Source organism: Edaphobacter sp. 12200R-103 (assembly GCF_010093025.1).
Classification (GTDB): Bacteria; Acidobacteriota; Terriglobia; order Terriglobales; family Acidobacteriaceae; genus Edaphobacter.
Genome location: NZ_CP048114.1, coordinates 3783534 through 3806033, shown reverse-complemented (window position 1 = coordinate 3806033; position 22500 = coordinate 3783534). Strand labels below are relative to the sequence as shown.

The 22500-nt window shown below is 60.4% G+C and carries 20 protein-coding genes and 2 tRNA genes; 11 read left to right on the top strand and 11 right to left on the bottom strand.

What is annotated here, in order from left to right; all coding sequences use genetic code 11:
• The first annotated feature begins 27 nt into the window (after nt 1-27).
• Nucleotides 28-810, top strand: coding sequence for a hypothetical protein (locus GWR55_RS15885; protein WP_162403134.1), 783 nt, complete (start codon nt 28-30; stop codon nt 808-810).
• Between the two features lie 165 nt (nt 811-975).
• Here the strand turns inward: GWR55_RS15885 and GWR55_RS15880 are convergent.
• Nucleotides 976-1068 (bottom strand) — tRNA-Ser (locus GWR55_RS15880).
• 181 nt (nt 1069-1249) lie between these two features.
• Entirely contained in the window at nt 1250-1807 is a 558-nt protein-coding gene (locus GWR55_RS15875; RefSeq protein ID WP_162403133.1) for an inorganic diphosphatase, read from the bottom strand.
• Between the two features lie 140 nt (nt 1808-1947).
• Between GWR55_RS15875 and purS the strand changes: the two genes are divergently transcribed.
• From purS to hemG, 4 genes are all read left to right on the top strand, one after another.
• Nucleotides 1948-2193 carry a phosphoribosylformylglycinamidine synthase subunit PurS gene (gene purS, locus GWR55_RS15870; RefSeq protein ID WP_162403132.1) on the top strand — a complete coding sequence of 82 codons (246 nt, stop codon included), beginning with the start codon at nt 1948-1950 and terminating at the stop codon, nt 2191-2193.
• 135 nt (nt 2194-2328) lie between these two features.
• Nucleotides 2329-3432 carry a uroporphyrinogen decarboxylase gene (gene hemE, locus GWR55_RS15865; RefSeq protein ID WP_370521157.1) on the top strand — a complete coding sequence of 368 codons (1104 nt, stop codon included), beginning with the start codon at nt 2329-2331 and terminating at the stop codon, nt 3430-3432.
• A complete protein-coding gene (locus GWR55_RS15860; protein WP_162403131.1) occupies nt 3429-4442 on the top strand; it encodes a ferrochelatase in 1014 nt (337 codons plus the stop codon). The genes hemE and GWR55_RS15860 overlap by 4 nt, the downstream gene beginning before the upstream one ends.
• The gene (hemG, locus tag GWR55_RS15855) at nt 4442-5833 is read left to right on the top strand and encodes a protoporphyrinogen oxidase (RefSeq protein ID WP_162403130.1); all 1392 of its coding nucleotides are present in this window, start codon (nt 4442-4444) and stop codon (nt 5831-5833) included. The genes GWR55_RS15860 and hemG overlap by 1 nt, the downstream gene beginning before the upstream one ends.
• Here the strand turns inward: hemG and rbsK are convergent.
• The gene (gene rbsK / locus GWR55_RS15850) at nt 5816-6754 is read right to left on the bottom strand and encodes a ribokinase (protein WP_202925520.1); all 939 of its coding nucleotides are present in this window, start codon (nt 6752-6754) and stop codon (nt 5816-5818) included. The two genes, hemG and rbsK, sit on opposite strands and share 18 nt — an antisense overlap.
• 174 nt (nt 6755-6928) lie before the next feature.
• Here rbsK and GWR55_RS15845 point away from each other — a divergent pair, with 174 nt between their 5' ends.
• Nucleotides 6929-7861 (top strand): tetratricopeptide repeat protein, encoded by a 933-nt coding sequence (locus tag GWR55_RS15845; protein ID WP_238398463.1) that lies wholly within the window; start codon nt 6929-6931, stop codon nt 7859-7861.
• A gap of 152 nt (nt 7862-8013) precedes the next feature.
• Here GWR55_RS15845 and GWR55_RS15840 read toward each other — a convergent pair whose 3' ends face one another.
• Nucleotides 8014-9168 (bottom strand): acyl-CoA dehydrogenase, encoded by a 1155-nt coding sequence (locus GWR55_RS15840; protein ID WP_238398462.1) that lies wholly within the window; start codon nt 9166-9168, stop codon nt 8014-8016.
• Nucleotides 9169-9512: 344 nt separating this feature from the next.
• Between GWR55_RS15840 and GWR55_RS15835 the strand changes: the two genes are divergently transcribed.
• A complete protein-coding gene (locus tag GWR55_RS15835; protein WP_162403129.1) occupies nt 9513-10748 on the top strand; it encodes an MFS transporter in 1236 nt (411 codons plus the stop codon).
• Nucleotides 10749-10837: 89 nt separating this feature from the next.
• Nucleotides 10838-11056 (top strand): hypothetical protein, encoded by a 219-nt coding sequence (locus GWR55_RS15830; protein ID WP_162403128.1) that lies wholly within the window; start codon nt 10838-10840, stop codon nt 11054-11056.
• 157 nt (nt 11057-11213) lie between these two features.
• Here GWR55_RS15830 and GWR55_RS15825 read toward each other — a convergent pair.
• Nucleotides 11214-11290 (bottom strand) — tRNA-Arg (locus GWR55_RS15825).
• Between the two features lie 139 nt (nt 11291-11429).
• On the opposite strand from GWR55_RS15825, the gene GWR55_RS15820 reads away from it, so the two are divergent.
• On the top strand, nt 11430-12176 hold the full coding sequence (locus GWR55_RS15820) for an SDR family oxidoreductase (RefSeq protein ID WP_162403127.1): 747 nt from the start codon (nt 11430-11432) through the stop codon (nt 12174-12176).
• Nucleotides 12177-12209: 33 nt separating this feature from the next.
• On the opposite strand, the gene GWR55_RS15815 is transcribed toward GWR55_RS15820, so the two are convergent.
• On the bottom strand, nt 12210-12803 hold the full coding sequence (locus GWR55_RS15815; protein WP_162403126.1) for a hypothetical protein: 594 nt from the start codon (nt 12801-12803) through the stop codon (nt 12210-12212).
• Between the two features lie 188 nt (nt 12804-12991).
• Nucleotides 12992-15673 (bottom strand): alanine--tRNA ligase, encoded by a 2682-nt coding sequence (alaS, locus tag GWR55_RS15810; protein ID WP_162403125.1) that lies wholly within the window; start codon nt 15671-15673, stop codon nt 12992-12994.
• A gap of 258 nt (nt 15674-15931) precedes the next feature.
• Between alaS and GWR55_RS15805 the strand changes: the two genes are divergently transcribed.
• On the top strand, nt 15932-17491 hold the full coding sequence (locus GWR55_RS15805) for a hypothetical protein (RefSeq protein WP_162403124.1): 1560 nt from the start codon (nt 15932-15934) through the stop codon (nt 17489-17491).
• A 35-nt stretch (nt 17492-17526) separates the two neighbouring features.
• Here GWR55_RS15805 and GWR55_RS15800 read toward each other — a convergent pair whose 3' ends face one another.
• Nucleotides 17527-18330 carry an SDR family NAD(P)-dependent oxidoreductase gene (locus GWR55_RS15800; protein WP_162403123.1) on the bottom strand — a complete coding sequence of 268 codons (804 nt, stop codon included), beginning with the start codon at nt 18328-18330 and terminating at the stop codon, nt 17527-17529.
• A gap of 66 nt (nt 18331-18396) precedes the next feature.
• Entirely contained in the window at nt 18397-19359 is a 963-nt protein-coding gene (locus GWR55_RS15795) for a hypothetical protein (protein ID WP_238398461.1), read from the bottom strand.
• Between the two features lie 35 nt (nt 19360-19394).
• Here GWR55_RS15795 and GWR55_RS15790 point away from each other — a divergent pair, with 35 nt between their 5' ends.
• Nucleotides 19395-19586: a hypothetical protein gene (locus tag GWR55_RS15790; RefSeq protein ID WP_162403122.1), complete on the top strand. Its 192-nt coding sequence runs from the start codon at nt 19395-19397 to the stop codon at nt 19584-19586.
• Nucleotides 19587-19612: 26 nt separating this feature from the next.
• Here the strand turns inward: GWR55_RS15790 and GWR55_RS15785 are convergent, their stop codons facing one another.
• Together GWR55_RS15785 and GWR55_RS15780 are read right to left on the bottom strand one after the other, a co-directional pair.
• Entirely contained in the window at nt 19613-20212 is a 600-nt protein-coding gene (locus tag GWR55_RS15785; protein ID WP_370521156.1) for a regulatory protein RecX, read from the bottom strand.
• Nucleotides 20161-22479, bottom strand: coding sequence for a S9 family peptidase (locus tag GWR55_RS15780; RefSeq protein WP_238398460.1), 2319 nt, complete (start codon nt 22477-22479; stop codon nt 20161-20163). Before GWR55_RS15780 ends, GWR55_RS15785 begins: the two co-directional genes overlap by 52 nt.
• Between the last annotated feature and the right edge of the window lie 21 nt (nt 22480-22500).

Genomic DNA, 22500 nt, shown 5'->3' with positions numbered 1-22500 from the left:
GGTTTTCCTAAAGCTCGAGGAGATTTCATGAAGATTCGGCTATGCCTTGCACTCTTATTCTGTGCTGCTCCTGTTTTTGCACAGGGTCCCGCTGCTCCATCAGGAGCGAACTACAAAGAAGCCAGTATGGAAGCACGCTTTCAGATCGACCTGAAGGCGCCTGACGACGTCATTAAGTCTTACCTGCCCGCGGGATTTACCTCGATGGTTGCAACACAGGGTCCTGCGAAAGATTGCAACGTGCGTCTGATCTTTATCGATCGCATCACGGTCAACGGTCCGGACGGAAAGCCGGTGGGCAGCGGGAACAGCAGGGTGGTCTATCTCGTCGCTCCTGTCAAAGATGCGTCTGGCACAAGCGCGCAACTTGTCCTTGGCGGACTTACCGATGAAGCTGCGGACGCCCCGGGACCGTTTGGGAACTATCTGACGGCCACCACGCACGAGATGAAGCGCACGACATCCACTGACGCCGGCGGCCATGTGATCGATACGCAGGACTGGGTCTTCAAGGCAGCATCTGGCGAGCATCTTGAGATGCACATCCGCTACGAACGCGGCGCAGGAAACCGGAGTGGGCGTACCCAGGATGTGAAGTTCTACTCCGCCAAGACGCCTTATGCAGAGGTCTCGCATCAGGAACAGGTGCTGGAGATCTTACGCAATACGACAACCAATCCACCAGACAAGGTAAAGTCGTTTTCGCTGAAGATTGGTGGCGGCAGCTTTGCGAAATTTGCAACGAGTGCTGAAAAGCCATTGAGTTGGGACAATATCGTCTGGCTGAATCGCCAGATCACGACTCCCTAAATTAAAAGCAATCATCCACGTTTCTGATTCCAACGTTCAGCGGGCTTCGACGTGAAGCTCGCTGGATTGACTGACGATCCCAGCCATCAAAACAATAAGACCCGCTGTTTTAGCGGGTTTTTCATATCTTTATTGGACTTCACTGGACTTGCTTGGAAGATTCTCTGGCGGAGAGTGGGGGATTCGAACCCCCGATAGAGCTTTTGACCCTATAACGGTTTAGCAAACCGCCGCCTTCAGCCACTCGGCCAACTCTCCGCAACCAAGCTTTCACTCGGGCTTTCAGGTGATTATACCGTGACCCCGCCTGTCTGTCCGGCGAATCTCTGCCGGAATCTGCGGAGGAGCCCTTCTGGGAGACTCCTGCCCTGCCCCAAAACGAAGACCGGGAAGAGCGGCACCCGCATCTTCCCGGTTCAAATGTTTCCTCAAAATGCGTTTACTTCGAGACGGAAGCCTTGGCGTTCTCCTCGGCCTTATTGTCAATGAACCTCTGCTGCGCTTCCAGCACCTTCGCACGAGCGAACGAGGCATCACGCCAGCCCTTTACTTCGACGCGCTTGCCCTCAAGATCCTTATAGATGGCGAAGAAATGCGTGATCTCCTTGAGCACGTGCGGGTAGATCTCGGAGAAGTTCCAAACGTCCTTGTAGCGCGGGTTTCCCTTCCCCACCGCCAAGACCTTCTCGTCGCCTAAGCCCTGGTCGCGCATCTCCAGCAGGCCGATGGGACGGACCTCCATCACGCAGCCGGGGAAGCTTGGAGCATCCACCAGAACCAGAACGTCGAGAGGGTCGCCATCATCCCCCAGCGTAGAGGGGATAAAGCCGTAGTCGCCAGGGTAGTGCACGGGGGAGTAGAGGTTGCGGTCGAGACGAAAGACATGCAGCTTCTTGTCGTACTCGTACTTGTTGATTCCTTCCAGCGGAATCTCGATGACCGCGTTGATTACCTCGGGGGAATCAGAGCCCACAGGAAGCTCAAGGTAGTTCACCATAAGTTTGGGTTCTCTTCTCTTCGTTACTGCAAAGTTTGATAACGACATGCCGGGCCGGGATTGGCCGTGAATCGATCAGGTGCATGAATAGGCAGCTGTTTCGAAAGCTGAAAGTCGCACCACGTCTATAATCAAACAAGATGAAGGCTCATGTCTATGTCACGTTGAAACGGACCGTGCTGGATGCCCAGGGGCAGACAGTTGCGGATGCGCTGCGGAGAATGCAGTACCGCGGAGTCGCCGATGTGCGGCAGGGGAAGTACTTTGTGCTCACGCTCGAGGATGGCATTGGCCGTGCCGAGGCTGAGGCCGAGGTCGCCCGCATCGTCCGCGAGGTCCTTACCAATCCCGTCATCGAAGAGTCCAGCTTCCGCCTGGAAGACTGACTCCCGCTCCGGTAAAGATCCTCTGTCCCATCCACGCTCCCGGCCTGCGAGGAGCGGATATCGCACGCGATCCTGCCCCTCGGTAGAAGGCGCGGCGTTGCGGATGCTAGGCTCACAAGAGGAGTTTTTTAAGCCTTGAAGGAATCACCGATAGAAGCGAATGACGCAGCAGTGGCAGACCAGCCGGCAACCCTCGGAACCAGCCGGTTCGTTCGTGCCTGCCTGCGTCAGCCGGTAGACCGTACCCCTGTGTGGCTGCTGCGGCAGGCCGGGCGCTACATGCCGGAGTATATGGCGGTGCGAAAGCATCACTCGTTGCTTGAGATATGCAGGACGCCGGAGATCGCCGCCGAGGTCACCATTACCGCCGCCGAACGCCTGGGCGTGGATGCCGCCATCATCTTCGCCGACCTGCTTCTGCCCTTCACCCCCATGGGCGTCGACTTCGAATTTCTCGCCGGCGAAGGCCCCGTGGTCCATACGCCGATTCGCACGCTCGAGCAGGTTCGCGCCCTCAGGACTGACCGCGTCGAGGAGCTGAGCTACGTCGCGCAGGCCATCGAACGCGTTGCGCGCCACTTTGCTGCTCCGCGCACGGATGGCGACCAGCTGGGCATCATCGGTTTCTGCGGCGCTCCTTTTACGCTCGCCAGCTACATGATCGAAGGCGGCTCCTCGCGCAACTACATCGAGACCAAGCGAATGATGTACAGCGATCGCGAGGCGTGGCCGCTGCTGATGGAAAAGCTCATCGGCGTGCTCACAGCCTACGCCGCGCAGCAGGTCCAGGCCGGCGCCGACGTCATCCAGATCTTCGACAGCTGGGCGGGAGCACTGAGCGTGACCGATTACCGCGAATACTGTCTCGCCCCAACGACCGAGCTCGTGCGTCGCATTCAGGCGCTCGGCGTTCCCGTCATTTACTTCGGCGTCGATACGGCGTCGCTGCTGCCCACCATGCGGCAGACCGGGGCTGATGTCATCGGGCTCGACTGGCGCATTCCGCTCTCCGAGGGCTGGAAGGCCCTGGGTGAAACATGCGCCGTGCAGGGCAACCTCGATCCGATCACGCTCTTCGCGCCGCAGAACGTTCTTCGGGCGCGCGTCCATGAGGTGCTCGACGCTGCAGCCGGAAGGCCCGGCCACATCTTCAATCTCGGGCACGGAATCGTGCCGGGGACCCCGGTGGAGAACGTCATCCAGACCGTGAAGTGGGTCCAGGAGCACAGAGCACAATGAGCCACGCCGTTCTCCTGCTCGCACATGGAACTCCCGATGTGCTGGGAGAGATGGCCGAGTATCTCAGCAAGGTGACCGGCGGCCGCCCCATGCCGGAAGAGGTCATCGAGGAGCTGAAACATCGCTACGCCCAGATCGGCCTGAAAGAAACACCCGGCAGTGAGCCTCCGCCGCTGACCAAGTGGACGCTCGCGCAGGGGCGTGCTCTTGAAGCGGCCCTCGACGGTCAGCGCGTCTACATCGCGATGCGCAACTGGTCCCCCTACATCGCCGATGTGGTGGAGCAAATGCGCGCCGACGGCGTTACCAGCATTCGCGCCATCTGCCTCGCCCCTCAAAACTCGCGCACCAGCGTCGGACTTTATCGCAGGGCCCTGATAGCCGCAGCCACCGGCATGGAAGTCGATTTCGTCGCCGGCTGGGCGGAGAATCCTTTCCTTATACAGGCCTTCGCGGAGAAGCTTCTGCCCGTCTGGTCCAGCGCCAACGCGGATCTCGGCAGAAAAGCGCCCGTTCTTTTCACTGCACACAGCGTTCCCTGCCGCACCATCATGACAGGCGAGGCCTCCATCGCCGGCGCGCGCCCCGGAACACCGATGCAGGACACCCCCGATCCGTATCCCGTGGAAGCAAAGCGAACCGCCGCGCTGGTCGCGGAGCAGCTCGCTCCCGCAGGACTGGCGGAGACTGACTGGTACTTCGCGTTCCAGAGTCAGGGCGTGAGCGGAGGCCCCTGGATCGGCCCGACCGTAGAAGATACCCTCAAGGCGCTGAAACAGGAAGGCCACCTCGGCGTCGTCCTTCAGCCCGTGGGCTTCGTCTGCGATCACGTCGAGGTTCTCTACGACATCGACATCGCCTTCAAACAATCTGCCGCGGAGCTGGGCCTGAAGCTATGGCGCGCTGAAAGCCTGAATGACTCCCCCACACTCACCCGGGCTCTCGCCGAGATCGTCAGGGCTGCATCCACAACGGAGTCAGCCGAAGCCGCACCTGCAAAGGTAGGCTGATGCGTCAGCCGAAACGCATCGCGATCATCGGCGGCGGAATCGCCGGCCTCTCTGCTGCTTATGAGCTGGCAAAGCTCACACGCCATCAGGAATCCGCTGACGTAACTTTATTCGAAGCATCTTCGCGTCTCGGCGGCATCGTTGAGACCATCCGTGAAGGCGGCTTCATCATCGAGGGTGGCCCCGACGGCTGGGTCACCGAAAAACCATGGGCGAGAGAGCTCGCTGTGGAGCTGGGCCTCGAGGACGAGCTGATCTTTTCCAAGGACGACCAGCGACGGACCTACGTGCTGATCGACGGAGCCCTGAAAGCCATGCCGAATAGCATGCGCATGATGGTTCCCGCCGATCTTGATGCACTGGACGCATCGGATCTCTTCAGCGACGAAGCCAAACGGGCATTCCATCAGGAGATTCTCCGGGACGAGGAGTTAAAAACACTCGCGCCCGTCGAAGATGAAAGCGTCGCCCACTTCATTCACCGCCACTTCGGCGATGAGGTGCTCGAAAAGATCGGCGCTCCTCTGCTCAGCGGGGTCTTTGGCGGCGATGTCGCGCAGCTCAGCGTCCGCGCGGTGATGGCTCCCTTCGTCGCGCTCGAGCGGGAGTACGGCAGCCTGATCCTGGGCCTGCAGGCGCGGCAGGCCTCGGGCCGAACCTCTCCACTCTTTACGACCCTCCGCAGCGGCCTGGGAACCCTGATCGACCGCATGGTCGGAAACATTCCACAACAATGGATTCACCTGGGCGTGAAGGTGACGGCTCTCGCGCGCGAAGATGATCGCTGGACCCTCACCACCAGCTCCGGGCGTGAATCGTTCGACAGCATTCTCATGGCAGCTCCACTGCACGTTGCGCGGCAGCTGCTCGAGTCAGTCGATCATAAAGCCGCGGCGCTCATGCAGATGGAGGCCAGCTCTGCAGTCGTCGTCGGCTTCGGCTTCGAGGATGCCGCGCAGGTTCCAGTGCCTGAAGGCTTCGGCTTCCTGGTGCCGCCAGGCTCGCGCAGTCTTCTGCTCGCCTGCACCTTCATGGACCACAAATTTCCCTGCCGGGTTCCACCGGGCGGCCGCCTGCTCCGCGCCTTCTTCGGAGGAAGTTCCGCCGAACGCGTGTTGAAGTGCGGCAACGATGAGATCGCTTCCATCGCCAGGATGGAGCTGGCCCGCATCCTCGGTCCGCTGCCTGAACCACGCATCACGATTATCCGGCGCCTGCCGCTCTCGCTCCCTCAATATGCCGTAGGGCACCTGGAGCGCATGCAGGAGCTGCAGGACCGCATCGACGCGCTGCAGAATTTATATCTTCTGGGCAATGGCTATCGCGGAGTGGGTCTTCCCGACCTCGTTCGGGATTCGCACGCCGCCGCCCGTTCAGCCCTGCGGGGTTGAGGCAAGCAGCGCCTCCACCTCATCCCGCTGCGGCATCGAAGGCGCAGTTCCCCGCCGCGTGACCGAGATCCCCGCAACCGCACAGGCGAAGCGGGCAGCTTCACGAAAATCCTTACCTTCAGCCAGCGCGACGGCAAAGCCGCCATTGAAGGCGTCACCTGCTCCCGTCGTCTCGACCACGGCCCCGGCATCCACCGCAGGCACATGCGCAGTCAGATTACGGTTCTTCAGGAACACGCCATTCGCGCCCATCGTCAATGCTACATTGCGCACTCCGCGTGCGAGCAGGGCATCGGCGGCCCGTTCCGCACCTGCCAGGTCATCTACGATAATGCCGGTCATTGACGCGGCCTCGCTCTCGTTGGGGGTAAGGTAGTCGCAGAGCGGATAGATCGACTCCGGCAGCGGCAGCGCCGGCGCGGGATTCAGAATGGTCGTCACGCCACTGGTGCGCGCCATCCGCAGCCCATGCTCGACGACAGAGACCGGAAGCTCAAGCTGCGCGACCAGGATCGAAGACGAAGCAATGACTTCGCGAGCGCGGTCGACCTCATCGGTCGTGATCTCGAAGCAGGCGCCCGGAACGATGATGATGGCATTTTCGCCCCGCTTCTCATCGAGAATGATCGCAGCAGCTCCCGTAGGATGTGTCGTGCTCGCGATAAATCCGGTGTCGATTCCCTCTTCGCGATAAAGTTTGCGAGCCATCTCGCCAAAGGAGTCCTGCCCCAGCTTCGTAACGAAGCAGACGTTGCCGCCTGCACGGGCAGCGGCGACGGCCTGGTTGGATCCCTTGCCGCCGGGACCAACCGCGAAGGAAGAGCCCATGCGGGTCTCTCCCCATACAGGAAGTGTCTCAACATGAAAGGCAAGATCGGCGACGAAGCTTCCCAGCACGACGATTCTATTGTTCTGATTCACAACCTGCTCCCGTTGCCAGCATAGCTGAGGCCACCGAATCCAATTTGGTACACGTTATCCACGGAAATTTAATCTTGAAGTCTTCAAAAGGCTTGATGGGCGCGAGTTTTCGAAGGATACTCCAAACAAGAAGCAATCGCTCTGCAAGACGGTTTCTACCGAGAGACTTCGATCGTGACCCGATATAACCGTCAAGACGTCGTTCGGATCCTGCACCTGAATGCCCGGCAGTTGATGTCGTGGGAGCGGGCGGGAATCATCTCTCCCAAGGACCAATACTCCTTCGAAGATCTCAGCCAGCTTCGCTCGTTGCGCGACCTGCAGGCCCATGCGGCCAGAACGCGGACCCGCATCTCGGCCAGGAGCATCCGCATCTCCATTGAGGCTATGCAGCGCGTTGCCGGAATGAAGAACCCTCTGCTGGAGAGCTCGGCCGTGCGTCGCGGCTCGCATCTCGCCTTCCGGCTGAACGGCGTTCTGGTCGATCCGCTTACCCAGCAAATGGCCTTCGACTTCGATGCCACGGCTCGATCGCGTCGCGAGATCGTCTGCAGCGTCGAGCCCGGCCCGCAGACCCCGGCGCAGAGAAATGCAGCCCTGCAGGAGATGTTTCTCCACGCCGTCCAGCTTGAGGAGAAGGCGGCGACCATCCCGCAGGCGGCTTCTCTGTACGAGGCCATTCTCGCGCTCGAGCCTGCGCACGCGCCCGCCCTGATCAACCTGGGGACGATCTACTACAACATGCGCCAGTTTGACCTGGCCGAGACACTGTATCGGCGTGCCACGATCGCGGACCCCGACTATGCGCTGGCCTTCTTCGACCTGGGCAATGTGCTCGACGAGATGCATCACCTGGACGAAGCGACCGTCGCCTATCAGAAGGCCGTTGCGCTGCTCCCACAGTATGCCGATGCCCACTACAACCTCGCCCTCGCCTACGAACGGCAGGGACAGAAGCGGCGCGCGCTCCGGCACTGGCTGACCTATGTCCGGCTCGATCCCGTGGGTCCCTGGTCGAGCCACGCTCGCGAGCAGGCGAGGAAGATTCTTAAGTCCGAGAAGCTGTCGATCGTCAGCCGACGAGGACGGCTGGTTCGCGCCGGGTAGCTGCATTAATCGTCAAACGCCGTCATCCTGATCGTAGTGAAGGATGACGAAACCCCAATAATCCCATACCCTGGAACCGGGGAAGTGCGAGCCTAAACCTAATAAATTAAATGCTTTGCACGAAATAAGCAAGGTAGGGTGTCCGCGAAATCTCAGAGAATGAGCTTCGCGATGGTCGCCAGTTGCATGAAGGACGTGCCTTCATAGATTTTGCCGATCTTGGCGTCTCGGTAAAGCTTCTCCACCGGATAGTCTTTCACAAATCCCGAGCCCCCGAAGACCTCAACCGCCAGCGACGCAACGTGCTCCGCCACCTGCGAAGCAAGGTACTTGGCCATGGCGGCCTCTTTGAGGAAGGGCTGACCCGCATCCTTGAGCCGGGCAGCGTTGTAGACCATCAGGCGTGCTGCCTCGATCCGGGTCGCCATCTCGGCCAGTTGAAACTGCATCGCCTGAAAGTCGGCGATGGGACGTCCGAACTGCCTGCGCTCCTTCGCCCAGCCAACGGCGTGCTGCCACGCGCCCTGGGCCAGCCCCAGCATCTGTGCCCCGATGCCAATGCGGCCCTCGTTCAGGGTCTCAATCGCGATCTTGTATCCCTTGCCCGGCTCTCCAAGAATATTGGCGGAAGGAACGCGACAATCTCGAAAGACCAGCTCGCACGTGCTGGAGGCGCGGATGCCGAGCTTGTCTTCCTTCTTGCCGAGGGTGAATCCCGGCGTGTCCTTTTCTACGAGAAAAGCTGTAATGCCCTTGTAACCGGCAGCCCGGTCGATCGTAACGAAGACGAGGAACAGCCCGGCCTCTTTTGCGTTCGTAATCCAAAGCTTCTGCCCGTTGAGGATGTAGTCATCGCCGCTGCGGACAGCCCGGGTCTCAAGCGCGAAGGCGTCGGAGCCTGAACCGGCCTCGCTGAGTGCATAGGCCCCTATCGTGTCGGAGGCGAGCCGCGAAAGATAGCACTGCTTCTGGTCGTCCGTTGCCCAGCGCGCGAGGGCATTCACACACAGCGTGTTCTGCACATCCACCAGGACGCCAACCGAGGGATCGACCGCGGAGATCTCCTCGACCGCGAGGATCGCTTCAAAGAAGGTTCCGGCCGCGCCGCCGTACTGCTCCGGCGCCTCAATCCCCATCAGGCCGAGAGAGAACAGTTGCCGCAGCAGCTTTGCGTCCATCTGCTGCGCCTCATCCATGAAGCGAACAAGCGGCGCGACCTCGGCCGCGGCGAACCGGCGCACGGTGTCGCGGAACATGCGCTCGTCTTCACTAAGCTGCGTCAAGGCGCCGGTGCTGCTTTGAATCATCCCGTTCTAACCTCAGATCTGCAAAGGGTGAGTTTAGTCGCTCGGTCCAATGATTGGAAAATGAACGTTCGACACATGCAAGGAGCAGGCAGCTTGCGTCAGTAGCCCGCCTGAACGCATTGAGCGCCGCGCCCGTCTCAACAATAAAAGTGTCATCCTGAGCGCCGCGCAGTCGAAGGATCTGCGGTTCCACGGCTCTCCGAAAGCTCGCACACAACCGCGTGTCCATCTTCCCCGCGAACCATTCGCTGCTGGTAAGACGAACTCTTGCGACACTGCGATCCGATGTGGCGTCGGCTTCTGCAGGTAAAAGGCTTTAGACTGGTAGATAGTTCATTTTGCTGATGACAAAGAAACCGAACCCGCCGCGAACTCCCTTACCCTTCCTCGGCGTTGCATGCGCGGTCGGGGTTTCGACGATGTATTACAACCAGCCCCTGCTGGAGGAGATTGGCCGCACCTTCGGGGCGACGGCAGGGCGGACAGGATTTATCGCGGTCGCCACCCAGATTGGCTACGCCTTGGGGTTGCTGTGCTTCGTTCCTCTGGGCGACATTCTGGAGCGGCGCGGACTGATGATGCGGTTGTTCGCCGCAGTCGCCATAGGGTTGTTGCTGGTGTCGCTCTCGCCCACGCTCGGTTTTCTGCTGGTTGGCTCCATCCTCATCGGCGCACTGGCGTCAGTAACCCACATTGTCCTCCCCATTGCGCCCGATCTGGTAAGCCACGAGGAGCGCGGGCGCGCGATCGGCACGGTAATGACCGGGCTTCTGCTGGGCATCCTGCTGGCCCGCACCTTTGCCGGATGGGTAAGCCATTTGGCTGGCTGGCGCTTTGTCTTCGCGATCGCGGCAGTGATGAACGGCATCTTCGTTCCCCTGCTGTGGCGCATCATGCCGAAGCTTCCGCCCAAACAGTCGCTCACCTACGGCGATGCCATGCGATCCCTGTGGACGCTCTATCGCACGCAGCCTTTGCTGCGGGAATCGAGCGCTATCGGCGCCCTCGTGTTTGCTTCCTTCAGCTGCTTCTGGACAACGCTGGCCTTTCTGCTGGAAAGCCACTATCGCCTCGGTGCAGGCGTCGCCGGGACCTTCGGCCTGGTAGGTGCAGCAGGAGCCATGGTGGCCCCCCTGGCCGGGCGACTGGCTGACAAACATGGTTCGCGATGGGTCATCTCTGTGGGGATGGCGCTGCTGGCATTCTCCTACGTCACGCTGTGGGGGCAGGAGCGAATTCACATGTCGGTCGTCCTGCACCTGGCAGCGCTGGCCTTTGGGGTTATCGTGTTGGATGTGGGCGCACAGATGTGCCAGGTGTCGAACCAGACCAGGATCTTCGGGCTCGATCCTTCGGCGAGGAGCCGCCTGAACACCGTCTATATGACGATCTATTTCACCGGCGCAGCGATCGGCTCGGCGCTCTCGACCATTGCCTGGGTCCATTGGCGATGGGACGGCGTCTGCGGGCTGGCCGTGGCTCTGATCGGTCTGGCGGCTCTGCGACATACCTTTGGTCGAAGACCGGGGACGGAGGAGCACTGCCACCCCACCAAAGAAGATGAATTGATGGAGGCCTGAACAGGACTTTATTCGGAGTTTTCTGCCGGATGAGCTTGACTTGGATATAGGACCAATTTAGTCTTCATTCAATCCCGGAGGGAAGGTGGATGAGTGACATCAATGTAATTCTTGCGGAACGAAACGGCACCGGAGCGGTTCGGCTTTGTGGGGGAGATTGTGTCCACGTCAGCATCGGCCCGGTCACCCTCAACATGGCGCCCGAGATGTTCGCCCAGGCCGCGCTTCTTATCAAGCAGGCGATGGAGACTCTCTCTGTGATCGTTGCAGCGGGAGCACCGGAACCGGCAGGCATTAAACCCAACTAGATGCAGTCCAGGGAACAATATTGCGCCAGTCAGCAAAATACCTGTTATTTTTTTCGTACATTGGACACCCCTGGACACCAGCGTTTCGGCGAAATCGAAAGCAGTGCCAGAGGATATCGGCCGAATCTTTTCAACTCTTTACACCGCGCAGGAGTTGTGGTGAGCGAGGCAGGGATCGAACCTGCAACCCCGAGCTTAGAAGGCTCGTGCTCTATCCGATTGAGCTACTCGCCCCTGCGCGACGGTCTTCCGGGTCGAAGACGCGGTCCTGCTCCATTGTAAACGGCTCGCTGTCGAGTCCCTTGAAAATCCTGATGCATTGACGGTGATAGTCGTGTTTACTGGGCCTGTCACTGACGAAAGGCTGGTGCGAATGGACAGGTTGAAGGGGAAGAGTGCGCTCATAACGGGAGGCAGCTCGGGCATTGGCCTTGAGACGGCGCGGCAGTTTCTGGCCGAGGGCGCGAGGGTCGCGATCACCGGAAAGAATCCTGAGACGCTGGCGACGGCGCTGAGTGCGCTGGGAGGCGAGGCGCTCGTGTTTGAGTCGGACGCAGCCGATGTGTCCGCACAGAAGAAGCTGGCCGAGCAGATCGGCGAGGCCTTTGGCACGCTCGATGTACTATTCGCGAACGCGGGAGCGGTAGAGTTGCGGCCGATCGGTCAGTGGGACGAAGCGGCGTTCGACCGCTCCATGGGGATCAACTTCAAGGGTCCCTTCTTCCTGATCCAGGAGCTTCTGCCCTACTTCGCGAACCCGGCCTCGATCGTCCTGATGGGCTCCGTCAACGCGCACATCGGCATGCCGAACACCAGCATCTATGGCGCGAGCAAGGCCGCACTGGCTTCGCTGACGAGGACGCTCTCGGCAGAGCTGATCTCGCGCGGAATCCGGGTGAATGCCATCAGCCCGGGGCCGATTCGCACGCCGCTGTACGGCAAGCTTGGGATTCCGGATGCCGAGCAGAAGAACTTTGCGGCGGCGGTCGAGAGCCAGGTCCCGGCGAAGCGTTTTGGCGAATCGATCGAGGTCGCCAAGGCAGTTGTGTTTCTTGCCTCGGATGAGGCTCCCTTTACGGTAGGCAGCGAGTTGCTGATGGACGGCGGACTGTCCCTATAGGATGGAGGGGCGCACGCCTTCCCGGGACTGATCCTATAAGGTTGCGAAGGCGCGGCCACGCAGCAGCGTGGAGACGTCGATGAGGGCCGATCCCCAGCGCTCTTCAGCCGCCTGGTCCTCGTAACCGAGCGCCTTGACGTACAGGCTGACGGCGAAGCCCTCCTGCGGGGTGGTGATATCGAGCAGCGCCGGACGCAGGACGCATTCGAGCATGGCATACGGGTTTTGAAGCGGAGCAGCGAGGCGTGTGATGCGGTGCAGAAGCTGCTCGTGCTGATGGAAGGAGACGAAGGTGGAGCGTTCGCGCCAGAGGATGTCGACGTAACTGATGAGGCCGAAGGGGGCATCCTCGGGAATCAGATCGAGGTCGTAACGAAGCGTTTCGACCTCTTCTTCGCTCATCTTCCAGACATCGCACTTCGCCGTGAACACCGGGGAGCGCGTAGCGTTGAGCGCGCGCAGGGCGTGCAGCAACGATGGGTGCTGCGATGCCTCCTCAAGCCAGTCGAGATCGTCGGGGTTTTCGCGAAGATCGATGAAGTGACGGGAAGGATCGTCGGGATCGCTCCAGGGAACGACAAGAACCGGGTCATCGGCGCCGCACTCAACGGTCCACTCACAGAGCATCTTTTTATCTTAGCGGCAGAGTACCCCTGTCTTCTGAATTGTTATGGGGAAGCCAGGCAAACCGCAGATCCTTCGACTTCGCTTCTCGCGATAAAACTGCGAGAGGCTCCGCTCAGGATGACACCGATCTCAATCAAAGACCTGTCATTCCTGAGCGAATGAAATACCTGTTCTTCTGACCTCGGTGCCTAAGCGAGCAGGCCCTCGACGACAGAAGATGCATTCGCGAGTGCTTTGTCGAGTGCGCCGGGATCGCTTCCACCGGCTTCGGCGAGATCAGGACGGCCACCGCCGCGGCCACCCACGATGGCGGCAAGCTGGCCAACCACCTTGCCTGCCTGCAGGCGAGAGGTGAGGTCTTTCGTAACGCCTACGATGAGCGAGACCTTGCCATCCGCAGCCGCGCCCAGAACCACGACGCCCGATCCGAGCTTTCCACGAAGCTCATCAACCAGGTTCCGCATCTGGCTCTTGTCGAGAGCGTCAACGCGCTGCGCGAGCACTTTGATTCCTTTGACCTCTACTGCGGAGGAGGCGGCATCAGCTACAGAAGACGACGCAGCCTTCATGCGAAGCTGCTCGAGCTCGCGGCGCAGCTTCTTCATCTCCTCTTCCTGTGCGGTGATGCGTTGTCGCAGGGCATCCGCAGGAGTGCTCGTGGCCCCGACCATCTGGCCGACGACACGGACGACGTCGTAGCCGCGGCGGAACTCATTGAGCGCGCCAGTGCCGCTGACTGCTTCTACGCGGCGAACGCCGGAGGAGACGGAGCTTTCGCCGACGAGCTTCAGGACACCGATCTCGCCGGTGGCGCCGGTGTGGGTTCCTCCACAGAGTTCGGTGGAGAAGTCGCCTATCTTTACGACGCGAACGCGCTCTCCGTACTTCTCGCCGAAGAGCGCCATCGCGCCCAGCTCGTTGACGGCTACGTCGATGGGGACATCGACAAGGGTCTCGACCTTCGTATTCGCGAGAATCTCCTGGTTGACGAGGTCCTCGATCTGCTGGAGCTCTTCTTCAGCAACGCCGGTGAAGTGCGAGAAGTCGAAGCGCAGCCGCGTAGCGTCGTTCAGCGATCCGGCCTGCTTGACGTGCTTGCCGAGAACTTCGCGCAGAGCAGCGTGGAGGAGATGCGTTCCGGTGTGATTGCGCTCGGTCGCGCGGCGGTTGTCGCCGTCGACAAGGGTATCGACGGTATCATCGACAGCGAGCGTGGCACGAGCCTTCACCTTGTGGGCGAAGACGCCCTGCACGGGCTTGGTGGCTCCGGAGACATCAGCGATGACGGTGTTGTGATCGTCGGAGTAGAGCCAGCCGATGTCGCCAACCTGACCGCCGGAGTCGGCGTAGAAGCTGGTGGCGTCGAGCACGACTTCGCCCTGCTCGCCTGCCTTCAGCTCAGGCACGCCAACGCCGTCCTTCACCAGGGCGAGGATCTTTGCGCCCTCGACCTTGAGCGAGGAGTAGCCTTCAAACTCGGTCTTCGCAAGTTCACGGTAGACAGGCGACGCGGTCTTCTGCGAGCCGCCCTTCCAGGAGGCGCGGGCGCGAGCCTGCTCCTCGGAACGGGCCTGCTCGAAGCCGTCCATGTCGAACTGGATTCCGGCATCGCGCGCCGCATCGACCATGAAGTCGAGTGGCATCCCGAAGGTCTCGTAAAGATGGAAGGCTGCAACGCCCGAGCGCAGCGTCTCTTCGTTCATCTGCCGCAGGCCAAGTTCGAGTGATCGCGCGAACTGCTGCTCTTCCGCCAGCACGACCCTGGCGACGCGATCGGCGGATTCAGTCAGCTCCGGGTAGGCCGCGGCCATCTCGTCGCGCACGGCGTAGACCATCTCGTGCATGAAGGGCTTGTCCTGCCCGAGCAGACGGCCATGACGGATGCCGCGGCGCATGATCTTGCGGAGGACGTATCCGCGGCCTTCGTTCGAAGGCAGGACTCCGTCGGAGATGAGGAATGTCGCTGCGCGGGCGTGATCGGCGATGATGCGCAGCGAGGCCTGCGAGCGGGGATCGACCTCGCGGTCAGGCTCGACCTTGTGTCCCGTCAGTTCCTCGGCACGCTTAATCAGCGGTGTGAAGAGATCGGTCTCGAAGTTCGAGAGGACGCCCTGCAGCACGCAGGCGATACGCTCAAGTCCCATTCCGGTGTCGATGGAGGGCTTCGGCAGCGGAGTCAGCAGCGGGCCGCCCGGCGTGATGGTGCGGTCGAACTGCATGAAGACGAGATTCCAGATCTCCACGTAGCGCTGTTCGTCCTCGCCGAAGGGCTTGTCGACGGAGGAGTCTTCACCCGCGGCCTGGCCGAGGTCGTAGTAGATCTCGCTACACGGACCGCAGGGGCCGGTATCGCCCATCGCCCAGAAGTTGTCCTTGGCGCCCATCTCGAAGATGCGCTCGGCGGGAACGCCTACGTCGAGCCAGTACTGGTAGGCCTCCGCATCGCGCGGAACGCCCTCGTCGCCTTCGAAGATGGTGACATAAAGCTTCGCGGGATCGATCCCGTACCAGTCCTTCGAAGTCAGAAGCTCCCACGCGTAGGCGATGGCGTCCTTCTTGAAGTAGTCGCCGAAGCTGAAGTTGCCCAGCATCTCGAAGAAGGTGTGGTGACGGCGGGTGAAGCCGACGTTCTCGAGATCGTTATGCTTGCCGCCCGCGCGCACACATTTCTGCGAGGTGGTGGCGCGGCTGTAGTCGCGCTTTTCGAGGCCAAGAAAGACGTCCTTGAACTGGTTCATTCCTGCGTTGGTAAACAGCAGCGTGGGATCGTTCGCCGGAACGAGCGACGAGGAGTGCACTCTCCGGTGCCCTTTGCCTTCAAAAAACCGCAGAAAATCTTCGCGAATCTGGCTTCCAGACCTGTAGTTCATAGAATTTCAGTTTATCAGTGCATTTCGAAATGGCTGGCTGCGCCTGTGCCCGATGCTATGCCCAGCTCTCTCCTCATCCGGGCCGAGAATGCCGGAATGGATTTTCAGTACGGCAACTCCGCATATAACATGCTGTGGAGACCTCGGTGCCAGAGCTGGAACACGCCTTTCAGGACGATTCGATCACATCCACCGACAGGACTGGCCGCATCGCTGCAACTCAGCGGAAAACTTATCTTTCAGGAGCACAGACTCGACATGCTTTTTCGCATCTCCGGAGCCGTTCTCTGCGTAGCGGCACTCGCCTTGTTTCCTGTTCGGTCTTCCTGCGGTGCCACTGCACGCAACGTCAACCTTGCGAAGATCAACCCCAATACGCGCAGCATCTTCGATATCGCGATGCAGTCGATGGATGATGCCTGGGACAATGAAGCGCACCTCGTTCGCACGCCTGGAGGCTTCAGCGGGCACGCCGATACCGAACATCGCGCACGCTACATGGTTCGCGAGACCAGCAATTACGCCTTGGGGCTGCTGATGCGCGACGGGCCGGGCGATCGCGAACGCGCGATGGAAGGATTGAATGCCGTCCTAAAGGAGCAGTTTCTCGACAAGTCTGTGCCGTGGTATGGAACCTTCCGCCGCACGCCGGAGGAACCGACGCCTTCGGGCGAACACACCGTGATGTGGACAAACTACGATCCCAACTGGCGCGTGTTTATCGGCACGACCTTCGAGATGATCCTGATCGAATATCCCGAGCGCATTCCGGCTGACCTGGCTCTGAAGATGTATAAGGCCATCGACATCGCCATTGCGGGCGAGATGAAGCAGGGCCGGCTGACACCCCATTACTCGAACATTGCGCTGATGTATGGCGCTCTGTGGGACTTCGCAGCAACTCACGATAAAAACGCCGCGTGGAAGCAGAAGTCTGCCGCGTGGGTGCGTGAGGTCGCACGCCTCTATCACCTCTACAACGCTTTCGATGAGTACAACTCGCCAACGTACTACGGTGTGGACCTGTTCGGACTTGCACTCTGGCGAAGCTATGGCTCGACCGCGGAGATGCGCGCTGCCGGAAGCAATATCGAAGCGCATCTGTGGAATGACATTGCCGATTTCTACCATCCGGAGCTGCGCAACCTGGCTGGGCCCTATGATCGCTCTTACGGCATGGATATGGAGACCTACGTTGCCTACGGCGGGCTGTGGATCCGCGCGCTGCTACCGCCCGATAAGGCACCCTTTCCGGTCCCTGATGCTGAGACGGATCATCTGGCGGACCTCTGGTTTGCCCCGCAGGTAGCTCTACTGGGCTCAAATCCACCCGCAGCCGCACTGGCAAAGTTGAAAAGCTTTGCGGGAGAACACATGATTCACCGCCAGATCACAGACGATCGCAGCGCCTCCGCGTGGGTGGGCGACAAGGTCATTCTTGGAGGCGAGAACACGAAGCTCACCAGGGATGCTCCGCCGGATACACAATTTCATCCAGGCACGGCACAGTGGCGCACGCCGTCAGGCGCTATTGGATGGTTCTATGTTTGGCAATCGCCAAGGATCAACGTAGACGTCGAGCATACGAACATGAAGATCGCCACAGACGGAACCGTCACGCTGCGCATCAAGGCCGAGGGCGCGAAGCCAGGAGACATCACCGCAAATAAGTGGAGTCTTCCCGGGTTGACGGTCGCGATAGAGGGCGACACCGCGGGCTTCGCCGTGAAGGGATCAACGTACTACACGGACGGCGATTCCTTCGCGGTCACTTATACCAATGTCCATCAACTTAACCTGACGGTCACGCCGGAATAGCTTGGAGTTCTGCCGTGGCCGTCAGGTGGGTTCGATCAGACGATGCTGCGAATGCTTCCTCCGTCCACTCCCCACACGGATGAGGTGACGTAGGAGGCGAGGTCGCTGGCGAGAAAGACGATGACATTGGCAACTTCCTCAGGCTCGCCGAGGCGCTCCAGCGGAAGCTTGCGCAGCTTCATCTCGTGATCGACCGCCTGCCGGGGAGGCATGTTGTAGATGGAAGACAACCCCTCGGCAAATCCGCCAGGACGCGACCAGAAGGTGCTCCAGATGGGACCGGGAGCAACGGCGTTGACGCGAATCTTCGGGGCTTCCGCACGCGCAAGGCTCTTGGTAAGGGCCAGCATCGCCGACTTCATCGCCGCATAGTCGGCGGGCGCGGTCTCCGGCTGGCGGCCAAGGTCGGAGGCGTTGCTGACGATTGCGGACTTCTCCTTCTGACGAAGAACAGGAAGCAGATGACGCGTGACCCGCACCATCGACATCAGATTGATCGCAAAGGTCCGCTCCCACTGCTCGTCGGTGATCTCCTCAAACGGCTTGGGATCGCCATGACCGACGTTGTTGACCAGCACATCCACGCCGTCCGGAAGCTTCGCCAGCAGGACATCCAGCCCAGCCTGAACGCCCTGCCCCGTGCTCAGGTCCGCCTGAACGTCATAGGCGTTTACACCGCAGCCGCGTATCAGGGCGCTGGTCTCCGCCAGTTTCTCCGCATCGTGATCGAGCAGCGCGAGGTGTGCCCCCTCTTTGGCAAAGGCCAGTGCGGTTGCACGGCCGATTCCGTTGGCTGCTCCTGTGATTACAACGGTCTTCCCACCAAGACCAGTTTCCATCGACGTAATTCCTTTCAAAAGAGAGAAGGTGAAATCCGCATCGTGTGCGCAGTCCTTTATAACTGGTTATCCGTTCAGAATTCCCGGCCGCCAGGTAATTCCCTCAAGACGCAGCACATTATCCTTCGTCGCCTTCAGCCGCATAAAGTCCTGCTGCCACCGGACCATCTCCAGCACGCTGACCAGCGCATCGAAGGCATCTTCTGATGCCAGTGCGCGTTCCAGCACCACGCGGTCCAGGCGCTTATAGATTTCGTCTCTCTTTTTCCTTGCGGCAAGGTAAAGAGAACGGGCTTCCTCATTGCTCTTGGCCACAGCACCAGTCATCAACCGGGTGTACATCTCGACCACAAGCGGCTGCGGCTCCGTTCCGGCGAGTTTTGCGGATTCAAACGGCCAGATGCGAAAACCCTCCTGCGAGAGTCGCAGCAGAGACGACATCGCCCGCAGGCTGCCTGTTCCCACACTGCCGGAACCGCCGATCTGGAACGGAGATTTGGGCGTGATGCCTTTCACCTTGGCGGCGCGTTCGGGATCACCTTCAAGGAGCCTGGGCGTGATCTTGTTGTCCATATCGGTCAGGCGCATGGAACGGTGCAGGTTTTCGCCGCAGAACTCCTCCGGCCGCTTGTGCGGCGCGCCCCAGAAGCGTACATCGCGAGCGACGGCATCGCATTCACGCGTGAGCCAGCGCTCGCCCTGTCCTGCTGCCACCTTGCGCCAGAAGTCAAATATTGTTTCGCAGCCATGTTCGGCCAGAAACCATGCCGGAAAGCTGAAACAGCAGTCGAGGCTGACGACCATGCGCGGCGTCTCGCGCGACATGGCGATCAGCCAATCGATCAGTTCCTCGCGGGTCCTTCCGGCCTCAAGCGTGACTTTGCCTGCAGCCCAGACCCCGGCCCAGATGTGGCGACGCTGTCCGGCTGCATCGATCCGGCCCGACCAGTCCACCGCGACGATCCGCTCTAACTCTTTCGCCTGCAACGCCACCCCACCATCATCCCACCGCAGCGGAACTTTCTGCACGAGCGGCCGTATCAAAGACTGGAGAGAAACAACCGATGCTGAAACTGCTCCTCTTCTGTCTGCTGCTCGTCACCTGCTGGCCCATCGCGATCGCGGCCGTGCTGCTCTATCCGCTCATCTGGCTTCTGCTGCTGCCCTTCCGCCTAGTGGGCATCGTGGTTGGCAGCGCCTTCGACTTGATCGCTGCGCTCTTCTTTCTTCCGGCGAGGATCCTGCGCGCGGTCTAAGCTGTTCGTACAACCAGGAAGATGGATCAGGACTCCTCGGCCTGCGGCTCTTCGATCTCTTCGACCTCAACATCCCACTCGCGCAGCACCTTGAAGATGGCTCCCGCGGAAAATCCTGCTCGCATCAGCCTTCCCATGATGCGGGCGGCCTGCTTCTTCGCGTCTTCTCCTTCGGGGCGCTTCATCCGTTTCCGCGCGACGTACTCTCGCGCCAGCGCAACCTCATCGACATCATCGTAGGCAGTGGCAAGGGTGGAGGCGATCAGATCCTTGTGGATGCCTTTCTGGACAAGGTCCTGCTGGACGCGCCTGCGGCCAAACTTCTCGTTTTCCTTACGCAGCCGCGTGTAGTCGGCGGCGAAACGAGTATCGCTCAGGTAGTTCAGCTCTTTCAGCCGGGCCACGACCCGATCCATCGCTCGCTCGCCAGCCTCGCCTTCTTCCGCGCGGGTACGCATCAGGCGCTTCAGGTCGCGAACCGTCCGCATCCTGCGCGCCAGCGCGCCCACAGCGTACTCGAAGAGAGCAGCTTCTCCCAGTGGCTCACGCTTCTTTTTGGGTCGCGCGAAGGCCATCACTGCACCGTACTCGAGTAGGTATTCGATCGTGTCCAGCGATCGCACCACTCGCCCACCTCTTCATACCAGCGCTGCGAGTTCTGCGGCTTCAGAACCCAATGCCCTTCGTCGGGAAAGTAGAGCATTCGCGAGGGAACGTGCAGGCGCTGCAGCGCGGTGAAGAGCTGAAGACCCTCGCTGAGATCGAGGCGATAGTCCTTCTGGCCGTGGATGACCAGCGTCGGCGTCTTCGCATTCTGGATCGAGAGCATGGGTGACCACTTCCGGAACGGGTCGGCAGAAACAGGCTTCTCCGCATAGCGCCAGGGCTGGCCGGGCTCTTTGTCGCCGGGTGCGCGAAACTCCCACTCGTTGAACCACAGCTCTTCGGTGGTTCCATAGGCGCTCTGCGGGTTGTACATGCCGTCGTGGGTCACGATGCAGGCGAAGCGGTTCGTATGGGTCAGAATCCAATTGGCCATATAGGCGCCATAACTGCCCCCGAGCGCACACTCGCGTGTCTTATCTATGAAGCTGTAGTGCTGCTCGGCGTAATCGAGACCCTTCATCAGATCGACATAGGGCTTGCCGCCCCAGTCACCGTTGACTCCGTCGATAAACGCCTGTCCGTATCCGGTTGAGCCGCGCGGATTGATCATCACGACGACGTATCCGCTTGCCGCCATCAGCTCAGGATTCCAGCGGTAGCTCCATGCATCTCCCCAGGCTCCCTGTGGTCCACCGTGGATCAGGAACTTCATCGGATACTTCTTTGTCGCGTCGAATCCCGGGGGGCGCAGCAGAAATCCCTGCACAGTCGTATTTCCAGCACCGGGAAACATGAAGCTCTCCATCCGAGGCAGCTCAAGTTGCTTCAGCACAGCATCGTTCATATGGGTAAGACGAACGACCGGCGCTCCGCCGCGTCCCTCGGCGTTGAGCGGTATGGCTGAGATCGCAGTGGGGCTGCGGACCGTCATCATGGAGGTGATGATCGTGCGACCGTCGGGAGAGACCTGCAGTTCGCTGTACTCAGCCTTGTTGGCGATCGCAGTAGCTTCAGGCAGATCGACGCTGACCGAGAGCACGTTCGCTTCACCCATCTCCTCGGTCACAAAGTAGATCGTCTTTGAATTCGGAGCCCAGCGAAACTCATCGACCCAGCCATCAAGAGCAGGCAATAGCTCCTTGATCGGGGCCGCCTCCGACCTGGCCGATCGCCCCGGCTTTTCTGTCTGTGCCACTGCGGCACTCTTTCCAAACTGTCGGTCAAAGACCATCAGGCGAAAGCGGTCACTCTCATAACCGGCACGCGACTGTGAACGGAAGGCCAGCCAGCGGCCATCGGGAGAGTAGGCCGGCGCATCGTCACTGCCCGGCGAAGTCGAAACCTTGACTGGCCGCTCGTCTTCTCCATCCAGGCGAAGCGTAAACACGTCATTGTTCGTGCTTGCCGCGGGAACGGCGTCGAGATTGGTGACAAAGGCGATCTCGTGCGAATCGGGGGCCCAGGCGTAGCCGACCGGGCCGCCCAGCGAGAAGACCGGCGCCTCTGCATCTCCGATCCATCGGCGCGGCGTCAGGTCGCGTGTATCGTTGCCGTCGGTGGCGCTGACCACAAGAACGTGACTGCGTTTTGGACCAATGTAGGAGTCCCAATGCCGGTAGAGCAGGTGATCAAAGACCATCGCCTTGACCGGGCTCTTCTCTGCGGCCTCATCTCTCCTTCGATTGCAGCTGTCCTCATCGCGCCATATCTCTTCATCGCTGCAGTCGGGATAGACGCGAGAGACGAAGAGAAGACGCTGCGAATCCGGCGACCATACCGGCCCATCCGCCTCGGTACTAATGTGCGTCAACTGCTTCGGAGGACCAAGTTTGCCTTCCACCTCGTTCCAATCCGCGATATAGATCTGTGAGGACTTGCCACCGTCCATCGAGATAAATGCGACATGCTTCCCGTCAGGAGAGAATCGCCCTTCGCTCTCCCCTTCCTTCCAGAAGGTAACCTGATGTTCGCCTCTGCCGTCGATGGGGACGACCCACAGATGAGTGACCTTGGTATTGGCCGTTAGATCGACTTCCGTCGCTGAAAACATGACCCACTTGCCTGAGGGGGAGATTTGTGGATCGCCGAGCCGCTTCATTCGTTGCAGGTCGGCAAAGGTCATCGGGCGGCGGCCCGCTGCATCGTTCTCCGGTTCTCCGGCGATCGTCGCAGAAGGCTCATTCTGCGCATCCGCGACAGATGTTTTCAATCCCCCCTGAGAGCTCTGGGCTGCAGCGACAGCGCCTCCCATCATGAACGGCGTCAGTACCCATGCCAATCGTCTCATCAGGCCCGGCCCTCCCGGGGG

What these genes read in the sequence shown, in the direction of transcription:
- GWR55_RS15790 (WP_162403122.1), top strand. Translation starts at nt 19,395, where the DNA reads ATGCTGAAACTGCTCCTCTTCTGTCTGCTGCTCGTCACCTGCTGGCCC.
- purS (WP_162403132.1), top strand. Translation starts at nt 1,948, where the DNA reads ATGAAGGCTCATGTCTATGTCACGTTGAAACGGACCGTGCTGGATGCC.
- alaS (WP_162403125.1), bottom strand. Translation starts at nt 15,673, where the DNA reads ATGAACTACAGGTCTGGAAGCCAGATTCGCGAAGATTTTCTGCGGTTT.
- GWR55_RS15835 (WP_162403129.1), top strand. Translation starts at nt 9,513, where the DNA reads ATGACAAAGAAACCGAACCCGCCGCGAACTCCCTTACCCTTCCTCGGC.
- GWR55_RS15780 (WP_238398460.1), bottom strand. Translation starts at nt 22,479, where the DNA reads ATGAGACGATTGGCATGGGTACTGACGCCGTTCATGATGGGAGGCGCT.
- GWR55_RS15820 (WP_162403127.1), top strand. Translation starts at nt 11,430, where the DNA reads ATGGACAGGTTGAAGGGGAAGAGTGCGCTCATAACGGGAGGCAGCTCG.
- GWR55_RS15885 (WP_162403134.1), top strand. Translation starts at nt 28, where the DNA reads ATGAAGATTCGGCTATGCCTTGCACTCTTATTCTGTGCTGCTCCTGTT.
- GWR55_RS15860 (WP_162403131.1), top strand. Translation starts at nt 3,429, where the DNA reads ATGAGCCACGCCGTTCTCCTGCTCGCACATGGAACTCCCGATGTGCTG.
- GWR55_RS15840 (WP_238398462.1), bottom strand. Translation starts at nt 9,168, where the DNA reads ATGATTCAAAGCAGCACCGGCGCCTTGACGCAGCTTAGTGAAGACGAG.
- hemG (WP_162403130.1), top strand. Translation starts at nt 4,442, where the DNA reads ATGCGTCAGCCGAAACGCATCGCGATCATCGGCGGCGGAATCGCCGGC.
- GWR55_RS15830 (WP_162403128.1), top strand. Translation starts at nt 10,838, where the DNA reads ATGAGTGACATCAATGTAATTCTTGCGGAACGAAACGGCACCGGAGCG.
- GWR55_RS15815 (WP_162403126.1), bottom strand. Translation starts at nt 12,803, where the DNA reads ATGCTCTGTGAGTGGACCGTTGAGTGCGGCGCCGATGACCCGGTTCTT.
- GWR55_RS15875 (WP_162403133.1), bottom strand. Translation starts at nt 1,807, where the DNA reads ATGGTGAACTACCTTGAGCTTCCTGTGGGCTCTGATTCCCCCGAGGTA.
- GWR55_RS15805 (WP_162403124.1), top strand. Translation starts at nt 15,932, where the DNA reads ATGCTTTTTCGCATCTCCGGAGCCGTTCTCTGCGTAGCGGCACTCGCC.
- GWR55_RS15800 (WP_162403123.1), bottom strand. Translation starts at nt 18,330, where the DNA reads ATGGAAACTGGTCTTGGTGGGAAGACCGTTGTAATCACAGGAGCAGCC.